Annotated in this window: 10 protein-coding genes; 4 read left to right on the plus strand and 6 right to left on the minus strand. The window is 64.7% G+C overall.

Annotation, left to right across the window (positions count from 1 at the left end; all coding sequences use genetic code 11):
• Positions 1-77: 77 nt before the first annotated feature.
• The 6 genes from C8J33_RS11965 to ubiE all read right to left on the minus strand — a co-directional run bounded on the left by C8J33_RS11965 (position 78) and on the right by ubiE (position 9,110).
• Entirely contained in the window at positions 78-2,612 is a 2,535-nt protein-coding gene (locus C8J33_RS11965; RefSeq protein ID WP_132664545.1) for an HWE histidine kinase domain-containing protein, read from the minus strand.
• 37 nt (positions 2,613-2,649) lie between these two features.
• A complete protein-coding gene (locus C8J33_RS11970; RefSeq protein ID WP_132664340.1) occupies positions 2,650-3,210 on the minus strand; it encodes a biliverdin-producing heme oxygenase in 561 nt (186 codons plus the stop codon).
• 101 nt (positions 3,211-3,311) lie between these two features.
• Positions 3,312-5,258 carry a MacB family efflux pump subunit gene (locus C8J33_RS11975; RefSeq protein ID WP_132664341.1) on the minus strand — a complete coding sequence of 649 codons (1,947 nt, stop codon included), beginning with the start codon at positions 5,256-5,258 and terminating at the stop codon, positions 3,312-3,314.
• 11 nt (positions 5,259-5,269) lie between these two features.
• Positions 5,270-6,550 carry an efflux RND transporter periplasmic adaptor subunit gene (locus C8J33_RS11980; protein WP_132664342.1) on the minus strand — a complete coding sequence of 427 codons (1,281 nt, stop codon included), beginning with the start codon at positions 6,548-6,550 and terminating at the stop codon, positions 5,270-5,272.
• Positions 6,551-6,703: 153 nt separating this feature from the next.
• Entirely contained in the window at positions 6,704-8,278 is a 1,575-nt protein-coding gene (gene ubiB / locus C8J33_RS11985) for a 2-polyprenylphenol 6-hydroxylase (protein WP_132664343.1), read from the minus strand.
• Between the two features lie 55 nt (positions 8,279-8,333).
• The gene (ubiE, locus tag C8J33_RS11990; RefSeq protein WP_132664344.1) at positions 8,334-9,110 is read right to left on the minus strand and encodes a bifunctional demethylmenaquinone methyltransferase/2-methoxy-6-polyprenyl-1,4-benzoquinol methylase UbiE; all 777 of its coding nucleotides are present in this window, start codon (positions 9,108-9,110) and stop codon (positions 8,334-8,336) included.
• 220 nt (positions 9,111-9,330) lie between these two features.
• On the opposite strand from ubiE, the gene mutM reads away from it, so the two are divergent.
• The 4 genes from mutM to dnaA all read left to right on the plus strand — a co-directional run bounded on the left by mutM (position 9,331) and on the right by dnaA (position 13,233).
• Positions 9,331-10,227 (plus strand): bifunctional DNA-formamidopyrimidine glycosylase/DNA-(apurinic or apyrimidinic site) lyase, encoded by an 897-nt coding sequence (mutM, locus tag C8J33_RS11995; protein ID WP_132664345.1) that lies wholly within the window; start codon positions 9,331-9,333, stop codon positions 10,225-10,227.
• A gap of 201 nt (positions 10,228-10,428) precedes the next feature.
• Positions 10,429-10,695 (plus strand): 30S ribosomal protein S20, encoded by a 267-nt coding sequence (gene rpsT, locus C8J33_RS12000; RefSeq protein WP_092931296.1) that lies wholly within the window; start codon positions 10,429-10,431, stop codon positions 10,693-10,695.
• A gap of 485 nt (positions 10,696-11,180) precedes the next feature.
• Complete coding sequence (locus C8J33_RS12005; RefSeq protein WP_132664346.1) at positions 11,181-11,537, plus strand: hypothetical protein; 357 nt, start codon at positions 11,181-11,183, stop codon at positions 11,535-11,537.
• A gap of 244 nt (positions 11,538-11,781) precedes the next feature.
• Positions 11,782-13,233, plus strand: a complete 1,452-nt coding sequence (dnaA, locus tag C8J33_RS12010; RefSeq protein WP_245507161.1) for a chromosomal replication initiator protein DnaA — start codon at positions 11,782-11,784, stop codon at positions 13,231-13,233.
• Positions 13,234-13,289: the final 56 nt, after the last annotated feature.

Genomic DNA, 13,289 nt, shown 5'->3' on the forward strand with positions numbered 1-13,289 from the left:
GATGCACGACCCTAGCCCATGCGACGCGGAACCGGAATGCAGCGGTGGCGAATTCCCGATCGACGCGGCACGGCGATTTACGACTTCAGCAAGGTGCTCATCGTGTGCACCAGCGCCTCGCGCTCATAGGGCTTTCGCACCACCGGCACATCGGCAAAGCCGCTGGGGATGGGCGACATGTTGCCGTAGCCGGTGGCAAACAGGAACGGAATATCCCGGCGCGTCAGCTCGGCTGCGACTTCGATGGAGGTGCCGGTGCCGAGGTTGACGTCGAGGATCGCCACGTCCGGCTTGAAGGTGGCAAGCTTGGCCAGCGCCTCGTCGGCCGAGGCCGCCGTCAGGACCTTCTGGATGCCATGATCGGACAGCATGCCCTCGACATCCATGGCGATCAGCATCTGGTCTTCCACGAGCAGCACGCGGAGGTCCGGATCGAGATCGGCACCCGCTGTGGACGCATCCGGTCCGGCCGCAATGCTGCGGTCCTCGCCCTGATCCGACAGGGAAACGTGCTTGGCCGGCAGCATGAAATCCGCCTCCACCCCGCCGGGGGCGTAGGTCACGGTGCTGCGGCCGTCGAGATCGAAGGGAACGCTGCGGTCGATCAGCGCGCTGCCGAAGCCGGTGCGTGTGGGCGGGAGGACGGCCGGGCCGCCGCTTTCGCGCCAGGCGATCTCGCAATCGCCGGCCTGCGTCAGGCGCCAGCTGACCGACAGAGCGCCCCCCGGCCGGGACAGGGCGCCGTACTTGGCCGCATTGGTCGACAGCTCGTGCAGCACCAGCGCCATGACGGAGAAGGCGCGCGAGTTGAGCAGCACGGGCGGTCCCGTGAGGTCGATGGCATTGGCCGTGTTGCGATAGGGGCTCAGCTCCGCATCGAGCAGATCCGACAGCATGCCGCCGCCATCGCCGCGCACGACCTGATCATGGGCGAAGGAGAGCGCCTGAATGCGGCCCTTCAGGGAGGTCACGTATTCGGTGAGACTGCGGCCGTCGCCGACCGGCTGGCTGACGAGCGACTTGATCAGAGCGAGAATGTTCTTGACCCGGTGGTTCAACTCCTCGTTCAGCATGCGCTGGCGCACGTCGGCGCGACTGCGCTCCTCGGCCATCAACTCGCTGTGTCGCAGGCCGATTTCCACGAGGGCCGCGCGTGTCACCTCGGCGATCTCGCGATCGCCTTCCGTCCAGGGCTGGGCCTGGAGCTGCACGGTTTCCTTCCAGATCGCAAAGCTCTTGCGCGGGGTCAGGCGCTCGCCCAAGGGGCCGCTCTCATAGGACTTGTTGGGGTCGCCGCCCCAGTTCAGCGTCTGTACGAATTCCTTGCGGAAGAAGAACAAATAGTCGCGATGCAGCTGGGTCAGCGGCACGGCCAGCACGCCCGCGGCCTGCTCGCGGAAGGTCTCGGCCTCCGGCAGGCGCTGCGCCATGGCATGCGTCGCCCAGACCTGGCCGGCAACGACGGACCCCATGAGCCGAAGGATCGCCGGCACAGCGCTGGCCGGCGGCGCCGACCCGAAGGTCGTCCACGTCCCGTTCATCCAGAGCCCGATGCCGTCACAGGCCATGAGCGAGGTGAAGTGCGAGAGATGATCGCGCAGCAGCTCGCCCATGTCGGCGTGGTGCGAGGCCATGCGCAGGAAGCGATCGAGCGAGGCGCGGGCGCGGTTGGTGGTGACGAGCTTCTGCTTCTGCTTCAGCGCATGCAGATGGAGGGAGAAGAACTCGCCGAACATTTCGGCCGCCACGCGCTGCGCCATGGGCAGGATTCGCGGCTGGTAGTGATGGCAGGCGATGAGGCCCCAAAGCTTGCCATCGACGATGATGGAGATCGACATGGAGGCGGCGACGCCCATGTTGCGCAGATACTCGCAATGGATCGGTGAGACGCTGCGCAGATGCGCGAGCGACATGTCGAGCGCTTCGCCGGAGACGTCGATTTCCGGAACCAGCGGAATACGGGTGCCGCTGGCGTCGCCGATGATGCGGATGGTGTTCTGCAGGTAAAGCGTGCGCGCCTGCTGCGGAATATCGCTTGCCGGGAAATACTGCCCGAGGAAGCTTTCAAGATCGCCGCGCTTGGCTTCGGTCACCACCTTGCCGGCACCGTCCTGCTCGAACGCGTAGATCATCACACGGTCGTAGCCGAGCATGCCGCGGATGAGGCGGGCCGACTGGCGCAGGAGCTGATCGACGTCGTCGATATCGGTGATGCGGCCGATCAGCGTGCGCGCCAGCTGCAACGGCTGCCCGTCCGTCGCCGGCTCGAACTCGATGATGACGGTGGCCTTGTTGAGATGGATGGAAACGTCGTAAGCGCCGTTCGCAAGCGTCAGGGCCGACAGCAGCGCCGGTCGGCTACCGTCGCGCAGGGCCGCCACGGCATTGCGCAGGGTATGCGTCGCCTCGTAGCCGATCAGCGCTTCCAGCGGCTGGCCGTTGACCTCGCCCTCCAGACCCAGAACATCCGGCGCATTGGCGGAATGGCGCAGCACCATGCCGGCACGCGCGTCGCAGGCGAGCAGGCAGCCATGCGACTGGATGCTGCCGGGGATATGGATCGGCTCGCGGTCGCAATTGGTCAGGTCGATCGGCTCGCCCGGCTTCACCATGCGGCCTGCCGCCGGCGTGTTCTGGACAGTCGTCAGATCATTCGGCAGCATGGAAAGCTCTCCGGAAGGCCGTTTCCGCGACCGTGAACGTGGCTCTGGAGGCGCTTGCAACGCGATCGATCTCGATGGCGTCGTCCGATTCCAGGAGGTGCAGGAAGCGCGACCAACGGTCGCTCTTTTCCGCCTGTGCCGCAAGATGGCGAGCACCGAAGTCTGCCCGCAGCCCCAGTGCCTGGGCGCGGCGGTAGAGAAGCCGGGCACCCAGCGCCGAACCCTCGAGCACATAGAGCATGCCGAGCATGTCCTCCCGTGCACCACCGATCGGCGGCACGGGCACCGCCTCGTCGGGGTGGATGTCGAGATCGGCGAGATCGGCCCGGATGAGCGCGCCGAAAGCCTGCTCCGACCAGAGGGAGAGATCGTCCGGCCAGATCCGTCCGGCGAGCATCGCCTCGACGGGAATGCGGAAGGCGCTCATGCCACGCAGATATGTCTTGTAGGAGGACAGACTGTCGAAAGCGCCGATCATGTCATCGAGCGCCGCGTGGGCATCAGCAGTGCTCTCGCGGAGAAAGACTCGGCGCGACCGGTCGGGCATAGAGGAATTCCGGAAGTTCAATAAAAAGATCAGACAGGGTGAAAGTATCGGAATGGCGTTCGGTTCCATCCCGAACGAGATTTTCTTGCAGAAGCCCTGCCTTAAGGCGCCGAGAGGGCAACGGCCGGCTGAAGGCGCGACGCGTTATGCGCCGGGAGATAGCCAAACACAAGACCGGTGACAAAGGCACTGGCAAAGGCCAGGAGAACCGGCCCGGCGGAGAAACTGACGGGCACGCCGAAGGCCTGCGCGATCGCCCCGATCGACAGGCCGAGACCGACGCCGATGAGGCCGCCCAGCGCCGAGACCACCAGCGCCTCGACGATGAACTGGGTGAGGATATCGCGGCCACGCGCGCCGGTCGCCATGCGGATGCCGATCTCCCGCGTGCGTTCGGTCACGCTGACCAGCATGATGTTCATGACGCCGATGCCGCCGACCAGCAGCGAGATCGCAGCGATCGAGCCGAGAAACACTTTCAGGATATTGGAGGTCTCGGTGAAGGTCTCCCGGATGGCGGCGAGATTGGCGATCTGGGTATCCTGGCGCTGGTGGCGCTCGTCGAGCAGGGCCTGGATCTGGTCCTGCGTGATGTTGATGGCGCTGTCGTCCTTCACCTGCACGGTGATGGAGCGGACGTTGCGGGCGCCGAAAAGACGGAGATTGCCGGTCGAGAGTGGCACCAGCACCGTATCGTCCTGATCGTTGCCGCCGGCGGTCGCGCCCTTGGCCGCCATGATGCCGATGACCTGAAAAGGGATGTTCTTGATGAGGATGTACTGCCCGAGCGGATCGGCGCCATCGGGAAACAGCGTATCGGCGACCGTCTTGCCCAGCACGGCGACGGCGGCATAGCTCTGCATATCGGCCGGCGCGATGAAGGCGCCTTCGGCGAGCGCCCAGGTCTTTGCCTCGGGAAACTGCGGCACCGTGCCGTTGACCGTCGTCTGCGTGTCCAGATTGCCGGCGCGAACGGTCAGCGAACTCGACATTTCCGGCACGGCAAACGAGATGTTCGGCAGCTCCAGGATCGCATCCGCATCGGCCGGCACGAGCGAGACGATGCTGCCGCCCTCCCCGCCGCGGAAGTTCGCCATATTGGGCCGGATGACGAGCAGGTCCGAGCCCATGGCGGCGATGCGGCTCAGAACCTGATCCTGCGCGCCTGTGCCGATGGCGAGCATGGCGACGACGGAGCTAACGCCGATGACGATGCCGAGAAGCGTCAGCACCGTGCGGAAGAAGTTCGCCCGAAGCGCCCGGAACGACATGCGCACGGCTTCCGCCACATCGGAAAACAAGGCGGCGTTGCCGGCCTGGGTCGCAAAGACGCGGGACGCGGGGCGAACAGGCCGCGTGATGCGGCGCGGCAGGCGATCGGCGACGATCAGGCCATCGCGGATCTCGATGACGCGGTCGGCCGATTCGGCGAGATCGGGCGCATGGGTGATGATGATGACGGTATGGCCGTCCTCGTTCATGCGCCGCAACGTCGCCATGACGTCCTTGCCGCTCTGGCTGTCGAGCGCGCCGGTAGGCTCGTCGGCCAGAATGATCTGGCCGCCGTTCATGAGGGCGCGGGCGATGGAGACGCGCTGCTGCTGGCCGCCCGAAAGCTGGCTCGGCAGGTGGTCCATGCGATCCCCGAGCCGCAGCGCCTCCAGAAGCTCGCGTGACCGCGCCTCGCGCAGTTTCGCGGAGACACCGGCATAGATCGCAGGGATCTCGACGTTTTCGCGCGCCGTCGACGTCGCCACGAGGTTGTAGCTCTGGAACACGAAGCCGAACATCTGGCGGCGGCGCTCTGCCAGCTGGTCGGCATCAAAACCCGCGACGTCCTCGCCATCCAGATGGTAGGCACCGCCCGTCGGCTGGTCGAGGCAGCCGAGAATGTTCATCAACGTCGACTTGCCGGACCCGGACTGGCCGACGATCGCGACGAATTCACCCGGCTCGATGTCGAGCGAGACGCCGCGCAGGGCGTCCACGGGAACATCGCCAGTCATGAAGGTCTTGCGGATGTCCTTGAGCGAGATCAGGGGGGTCATGGCGATTGACCTCAGAACATCGGCGGCGGTCCGCCGCGTGTCCGGGTTGCAGCGCGCTGGGCATTGGAGGCGCGGCCGTCCGTGCCGGAGCCGACCACGACCTTGTCGCCTTCGGAGAGGCCGCTGCGGATCTCCACGCGGACCCGGTTGCGGATGCCGGGCTCGACCGTGCGCACCTCTTGGCCGCCATCGCCCGACACGACGGCAACTTCCGACCGCTTGCCGCCCTCGCGCAGGCGCAGCGCTGCGACCGGGATGGTCAGCACCTTGGTTGCCCGGGACTGCACGAAGAAGACCTGCGCCGTCATGTTCATCATCAGGCGGCGATCGGGATTGGGCACGTCGAAGAGGGCGTAATAGAGGACGACGTTGTTTTCGGTCGAGGGGGTCGGCTTGATCTGCCGGAGCGTGCCGGCATAGCGCTCGCCCGGCTGGCCGAGAAGCGTGAAGTATGCCTCCATGCCGATCGTCAGCTTGCCGATATCGGCCTCCGAGACCTCGGCCTCGACCGTCATCGTATCGAGATCCGCCACCGTGACGATGGTGGGCGCCGACTGGTTGGCGTTCAACGTCTGGCCTTCCTTGGCGACGACCTCGACGATGGTGCCGGCGAGCGGCGCGTAGATCTTGGTATAGCCAAGGCTGATGCGCGCATCCTTGAGCGTCGCCTGCTGTTTGCGGACCTGCGCTTCAAGGGCGGCGACATTAGCCTCGGCCGTGGCGAGGGCCGCGACCGCCTCGTCGAGGGCGGACTGGGCGGCGCTGTTGCCGGCAACGAGGCTGCGCTGGCGGGTGAGATTGGCGGCGGCCAGCACCACCTGCGCCTTCTTGTCGGTCATCTGGGCATCGAGATTGGCAAGCTCGGCCTCGGCGATCTCGATCTGGGTCTCGATGGAGGCGCTGTCGATCTCGGCGATCAGCTGGCCCTGCGTCACCATATCGCCGACATCGACCTTGAGGCTTTTCAGCTGGCCCGACACCTGCGCACCGACATCCACATCGCGGATGGGGCTGAGGAGCCCGGAGGCGGTGACGCTGTTTTCGATATCGCCGCGCGTAACGGCTTCAGTCACCACGGCTTGCGTGACGCCGGCCGCATTGTAGGTCTTCCACCCGTACCAGCCACCGATGCCGAGGATCGCCAGCAGCCCTGCGAGCAGGAAAACGCGGCCCTTGCGACGACGCGGCTTTGCCTTCGCTGTCGGAGCTTGCGGCGGTGTCTTCTCCGGCTGCCCCTGTGGCAGGCTTTCGGGCGAGCGGGGCTCGACGATCTTGGGATAGGCTTCCGCCATTCAGGCCGGTCTCCGGAACATGTCTTCACTCCCCAGTTAAGCCGTGACTGCGGTGAATTGAAGTCGTGCCGGATTACATCTCTGTCATGTCGGCGAATTCCGCGTTCCCGGACATGCCCTTGCAACGCGGGAATATCCGGAAACGTCGTATCGTCAGAGGATCTTGATGACGATGATGGCCAGCAGCGCGGCAATCACCCAGAGGGCGGCGCGGCCGGAGCGGGTGTGGCGGGCTTCGGCACGACCGATGGCTTCCGCCGTCTGCGCATCGAATTTCAGGCCGTGCTCGGCCATTTCGGTCAGATCGCGCGAGAAGCGTTCGGTCTTGGCGACGATCTCCGGGGCGGCTTCCGCAAGGCGCAAAGCGGCATGCAAGCCGTCCTTGAGGTCAGTCACCACGCGTTTCGGGCCCAGATTGTCGCGAATCCAAGCGCCGACCACGGGTTCGGAGGCCTTCCACATGTTGAAGCGCGGGTTGAGCGAGCGGGACACACCCTCGACGACGACCATCGTCTTTTGCAGCATCACCAGCTCGGGGCGCGTCTCCATGTCGAAGAGTTCGGTGACCTCGAACAGAAGGGTGAGAAGCTTTGCCATGGAGATGGTTTCTGCCGGCTGGCCGTGGATCGGCTCGCCGATGGCGCGGATGGCCTGGGCGAAACTCGCGACATCGTGATGCGAGGGCACGTAACCGGCCTCGAAATGCACGTCCGCCACGCGGCGGTAATCGCGGGTGATGAAGCCGAAGAGAATTTCGGCCAGGAACCGCCGCTCCTTCTTGCCAAGGCGCCCGACGATGCCGAAATCGACGGCGACGATCATGCCCGCGGGATCGACCAGCAAATTGCCCTGGTGCATGTCGGCATGGAAGAAGCCATCGCGCAGCGTGTGGCGGAGGAAGGACTGGATCAGCGTTTCCGCCAGCTTGTTGAGGTCGTGGCCGGCGGCGCGCAGCGCGTCCACATCGGCCATGCGGGTGCCGTCGATCCACTCCATGGTGACGACGTCGCGGCCCGTGCGCTCCCAATCGACGCGGGGCACGCGAAAGCCTTCGTCGTTGGCGGTGTTCTCGGCGATTTCGGAGAGGGCTGCGGCTTCGAGCCGCAGATCCATCTCGACCTTGGTCGTCTGCTCCAGCGTCTTCGTCACCTCCACCGGGCGCAGGCGCCGCGTGTGGGGCAGGAAGCGCTCCTGCAGGCGGGCGACGAGATACATGGCTTCGAGATCATGGGCGAAGCGCTGGCGGATGCCGGGCCGGATTACCTTGATCGCGACCTTTTCCTCCCGCCCGTCGCGTATCACCCAGCCCGGATGGACCTGCGCGATGGAGGCGGCGGCGATCGGATCGTCGATGCGGCTGTAGAGATCCGCGACCGACCGGCCGAGTGACCCCTCGACGGCGGCATAGGCCTCGGTGACCGGGAAGGTCGCCATGCGATCCTGAAGAAAGGCGAGGTCGGCCGCGAATTCCGCGCCCACCACATCCGGACGGGTGGCGAGGAACTGCCCGATCTTCACATAGGACGGCCCGAGCCGGCCGATGGCCCGCGACAGGCGGTCGCTGCGCTCCTCGAACTGGGCGCGGCGGCGCTCCACAAGGCCCGCGAGCTTCTGGGCGAACCGGGCGAAGGGCGGCAGGTTCTCCGGCGGTATGGCCGTGACGACGCCCTCGCGCACGAGAACCCAGCCGATCCTGACGATGCGGAGGTAGGTGGCGGGCGTGCTCATCGGTGCCGGGTGCTCCCCTGGAGACACGGCGGGAACAGGAGGCTGATCATGTGCTTCAGATCTTCCATCCGGAATGCAGCGCCGCGATGCCGCCGGTATAATTGGTGTAGGTGACGCGCGAGAAGCCGGCCTTCTCGATCATGCGGGCGAAATCCTTCTGGTCGGGGAACTTGCGGATGGATTCGACCAGATACTGATAGGGTTCGGCCTCGCCGGTGATCATCTTGCCGAAGCGCGGAATGGCGTTGAACGACCAGGCGTCATAGACCTTGTCGAGGAGGGGCATCTCGACGTCGGAGAATTCGAGCACCAGCAGACGGCCGCCGCGCTTCAGCACGCGATAGGCCTCCGACAGCGCGACATCGATGCGCGGCACGTTGCGGATGCCGAAGGCGATCGTATAGGCATCGAAACGACCATCCTCGAACGGCAGGCTTTCGGCATTGGCCTCGACGAATTCGAGATTGCCGGACAAGCCTTTCTTGCGCGCGCGCTCGGCACCGACGCCGAGCATGGAGCCGTTGATGTCGAGCACGGTCGCCTGCGCCAACCGGTCCGACGCCTCGACGATGCGGAAGGCGATGTCGCCCGTGCCGCCGGCGACGTCGAGAACCCTGTAGTCGGCGCTGCGACGGGGATGGAGTGCTGCCACCATCGCATCCTTCCAGGCCCGGTGCAGGCCCATCGACATCACGTCGTTCATGATGTCGTAGCGCTTGGCGACTTTATGAAACACATCGTTGACGAGGCCCTGCTTCTCGCCTTCGTTCACGCGGCGGAAGCCGTAAGACGTCTCCATGCCGCCCTCGGCGGAAACCCGTTCGTCCGTCATACCGTCAATCCCTTGTCCATTCCAAAGCCGAGAGCCGGACCTCGGCAACGACCAAACGCCGTCATGCTGGGCCGTCGTATTTTTCCGTCAACCGGCACATAGGACGTTTGCGTCCGTCCTGCCAGCCACCGACATAGCAAGACCATAGCGAATCCGATCCGGCGACGCTATCTCTTGCGGGACGCCCGCCGACGCGCCTGCCTTGAGAAAAGGACTGTCCATGCCCGAACTGCCCGAGGTCGAAACGGTCCGTCGCGGCCTTGCGCCCGTGATGGAGGGCGCGCTGATCACCCGTGCGGAGGTGCGCCGGGCGGACCTGCGTTTTCCGTTTCCGCCCGATTTCGCCCACCGCATCGAGAACCGGCGGATTCTCGCTCTGTCGCGCCGGGCAAAATATCTCTTGATCGAACTCGACAATGACGACGTCGTCATCGCGCATCTCGGCATGTCCGGCTCGTTCCGCGTGGTCGAGGCGGCGTCCACGGATGGCGACACGCCGGGTGACTTTCATCATCCCCGCGGCAAGGACGAGCGGCACGACCATGTCGTCTTTCATCTTCTCTCGGACCGCGGGCCCGTGCAGGTGATCTACAACGATCCGCGCCGGTTCGGCTTCATGGACATCGGACCGCGCGAGACGCTGGCGGCCCATGCCTTCTTCCGCCAACTCGGCGAGGAGCCGACCGGCAACCGGCTCGATGCCGCCTATCTCGCCGGCCGCTTTGTCGGCAAGGCGCAGCCGTTGAAATCGACGCTGCTCGACCAGCGGGTCATTGCCGGGCTCGGCAATATCTATGTCTGCGAGGCCCTCTGGCGGGCGCGACTGTCGCCGCTGAAAGCCTCGGGAAAGCTGGTGGACGCCAAGGGGCGGCCGCGCGCGCCGCTGGTCGTGCTGACGGAGGCGATCCGCGCCGTCATTGCCGACGCGATCGCAGCCGGCGGGTCGTCGTTGCGCGACCATATCCAGACCGACGGCTCGCTCGGCTACTTCCAGCACACCTTCGCCGTCTACGACCGGGAGGGCAAACCCTGTGCACGACCGGGCTGCGGCGGCACCATTGCCCGGATCACGCAGGCGGGACGCTCGACATTCCACTGCGCTTCGTGTCAGGTGTAGCGGCAACCTCGCATATCCGCTGTCGATGCCGCTTGAAATAGCGCGTTGACGAAATGGGCGTTTGCGTCTATACGGCGCCCACAGTTTGGGAAGCCACGTTGCAGGTTTCTCGCTATTGCCTCCGAAGAGCTTGGATGACAGGTCGCAGTGACCCGACACGGCGAGGCGGAGGTGCTTGTCAGAATCTGAAGAGAGAAACCCATGGCCAATACAACTTCGGCGAAAAAAGCGACCCGCAAGATCGCCCGTCGCACCGAGATCAACAAGTCGCGCCGCTCGCGCGTTCGCAACTTCCTCCGCAAGGTCGAAGAAGCCATCGCTTCCGGCGACCAGACCGTTGCCCAGGAAGCCCTGCGCGTTGCACAGCCCGAGCTGATGCGCGCTGCCAGCAAGGGCGTCGTGCATGCCAACACGGCATCGCGCAAGGTTTCGCGCCTGGCCAGCCGCGTCAACGCACTGTCGGCTTGAAGCTTCATCATTTCATCTATTGAGAGAGCGGCCCGGTCATCGACCGGGCCCTTTCGATTCGTACGCCGGCTTTTTCGGCCGATCGTGCCCCATGACGACTTCATGTCATGCGTATGAACAAATATTCCCCACATTAACAACAGCTTGCGAAGGTTTGTGACAGGCCGGCCTCATATTGGCCGCCGCCTTTGCAGGGAATCTGAGTCAAGCGATTTTTTATTTTTCTTGCTTTTTGGGGCGGCCTTGGAGCCTTCAAAAACAAAGCCTTTGATTCGACTGCGATTCTCAAAAGGCGGCTTCGGGCAGTTGCAAAACGCTGCCTGAGAGTCAACGGGCAAGGCCTCGCGACCCGTAAAAATGGCGATTGATCTTGGGTCATGATCCTGCCTAAATGCTTTCAGCAAGAGACGTGGGACAGCGAGTTTTCGATGTCGGCAGCAGACCCTGACAAGGGCCCGTTAAGCCTCCGCAACTCTTGAACTGGGGTGGACATCACAATTTTCCATCAGCTTAAAGCTTGCCTCACCCTGTCCGGTTCGCCGTACGGGAACGAGAAACTGCATCTTAAGGTTGAGGGCAATATTGAACCTCGGACGGCCCTTCCAGGCCGTTGGCCGGCTGCGACAGCCGTGGTGGGAGATCACGCCCGGCGGATGCGCCGGAGGAAAGTGCTGATGCAGGACGCCTCGAACCTTCACATGTTTCGAGAAAAGATTGCAGCAGTCGAGACGGCAGCGATGTCTGGCATGGCGGAAACGACATGCGGCGCGCTGGAACGGTCCCACGGCAAGCGGGGACCTGGATGGCGGAAGGTCGAACAGGCCGATGCCGGACGGGTTTGACGGGGGACCTGAGCGAGCGGGAAACGAGGGTCCCGGCCGTTCGAACGAGACCATGGTGATGCCGCGTTTCCGCGGCACATCCGACAACAGACTGCCGGCGACGATAGCCGGCATCGGGACAGACATTGGAAGGCGGCACATGCTTGGAAATTCGGTGACCTCGGGGCGCACATTCGCTGGCGGCGAACATGCTCGGCCGATCAAGAGCGGGCAGATCGAACAGACGACAGGAGAGCAGGCCATTATGACCCAGAGCGCACTTTTCGATCGGGTCAGCGCTCTTCTCAAGGCCCAGGTCGGGCCTGACGTCTTTGCAAGCTGGTTCGGCCGGCTGAAGCTGCACTCGATGTCCAAGAGCGTCGTGCGCCTCTCCGTGCCCACCACCTTTCTCAAATCCTGGATCAACAACCGTTACCTCGACCAGATCACCACGCTCTTTCAGCAGGAAGACGCCGAGATCCTCAAGGTCGAGATCGTGGTGCGCAGCGCCATGCGCGGCACCCGTGCGCCGATCGAAGCCGACATCACCGTCGGCGATGCCGCGACATCCGCGCCGGCCGCCGCCACCGCTCGCAGAAACGCTGCACAGAGCCTTGGACACCATGCGACGGCAGCCCTGCCGGCTGCCGCAAAGCTTCCCGTCGCCACGCCGCTCTTCGGTTCGCCGCTCGATCCGCGCTACAGCTTTGCAAGCTTCGTCGAGGGCTCTTCCAACCGCGTCGCACTCGCGGCCGCCAAGACGATCGCGGAAGCCGGTGCGGGTGCCGTGCGGTTCAATCCGCTCTTCATCCACTCGTCCGTCGGCCTCGGCAAGACGCACCTTCTGCAGGCCATCGCCATCGCTGCGATCCAGAGCCCGCGCGCCTCGCGCGTCGTCTATCTCACGGCCGAATATTTCATGTGGCGCTTTGCCACCGCCATCCGCGACAACGACGCCCTGTCGCTGAAGGAGACGCTGCGCAATATCGACCTGCTCGTCATCGACGACATGCAGTTCCTGCAGGGCAAGTCGATCCAGCACGAGTTCTGCCATCTGCTCAACATGCTGCTCGACAGCGCCAAGCAGGTCGTCGTCGCGGCCGACCGTGCGCCGTGGGAGCTGGAATCGCTCGATCCGCGCGTCCGCTCGCGCCTGCAGGGCGGCGTCGCCATCGAGATGGACGGCCCGGATTACGAGATGCGTCTGGAAATCCTGAAGCGCCGCCTGGATGTGGCGCGCGAGGAAGACCCGTCGCTCAACATTCCCGCCGATATTCTGAGCCACGTCGCCCGCAGCATCACCGCCAGCGGCCGTGAGCTGGAAGGCGCGTTCAACCAGCTCCTGTTCCGCATGTCCTTCGAGCCGCAGCTCTCGATCGAGCGCGTCGACGAACTGCTCGGCCACCTCGTCAATGCCGGCGAGCCGCGCCGCGTGCGGATCGAGGACATCCAGCGCGTCGTCGCCAAGCATTACAACGTCTCGCGCCAGGAACTGGTCTCCAACCGGCGCACCCGCGTCATCGTCAAGCCGCGCCAGATCGCCATGTATCTGGCCAAGACGCTGACGCCCCGCTCCTTCCCGGAAATCGGCCGCCGTTTTGGCGGACGCGATCACACGACGGTGCTGCATGCGGTGCGCAAGATCGAGGACCTGATTTCGGGCGATACCAAGCTCAGCCACGAGATCGAGCTTCTGAAGCGCCTGATCAACGAATAGGCCGCCTTTCGCGGCAGCACTTCAAGGCGCCGGAGCGATCCGGCGCCTTTTCTCGT

It is taken from the genome of Rhizobium sp. PP-CC-3G-465 (genome assembly GCF_004343445.1).
GTDB classification, from domain to species: Bacteria; Pseudomonadota; Alphaproteobacteria; order Rhizobiales; family Rhizobiaceae; genus Ferranicluibacter; species Ferranicluibacter rubi.

What these genes read in the sequence shown, in the direction of transcription:
- C8J33_RS11965 (WP_132664545.1), bottom strand. Translation starts at nt 2,612, where the DNA reads ATGGTGAAGCCGGGCGAGCCGATCGACCTGACCAATTGCGACCGCGAG.
- C8J33_RS11970 (WP_132664340.1), bottom strand. Translation starts at nt 3,210, where the DNA reads ATGCCCGACCGGTCGCGCCGAGTCTTTCTCCGCGAGAGCACTGCTGAT.
- C8J33_RS11975 (WP_132664341.1), bottom strand. Translation starts at nt 5,258, where the DNA reads ATGACCCCCCTGATCTCGCTCAAGGACATCCGCAAGACCTTCATGACT.
- C8J33_RS11980 (WP_132664342.1), bottom strand. Translation starts at nt 6,550, where the DNA reads ATGGCGGAAGCCTATCCCAAGATCGTCGAGCCCCGCTCGCCCGAAAGC.
- ubiB (WP_132664343.1), bottom strand. Translation starts at nt 8,278, where the DNA reads ATGAGCACGCCCGCCACCTACCTCCGCATCGTCAGGATCGGCTGGGTT.
- ubiE (WP_132664344.1), bottom strand. Translation starts at nt 9,110, where the DNA reads ATGACGGACGAACGGGTTTCCGCCGAGGGCGGCATGGAGACGTCTTAC.
- mutM (WP_132664345.1), top strand. Translation starts at nt 9,331, where the DNA reads ATGCCCGAACTGCCCGAGGTCGAAACGGTCCGTCGCGGCCTTGCGCCC.
- rpsT (WP_092931296.1), top strand. Translation starts at nt 10,429, where the DNA reads ATGGCCAATACAACTTCGGCGAAAAAAGCGACCCGCAAGATCGCCCGT.
- dnaA (WP_245507161.1), top strand. Translation starts at nt 11,782, where the DNA reads ATGACCCAGAGCGCACTTTTCGATCGGGTCAGCGCTCTTCTCAAGGCC.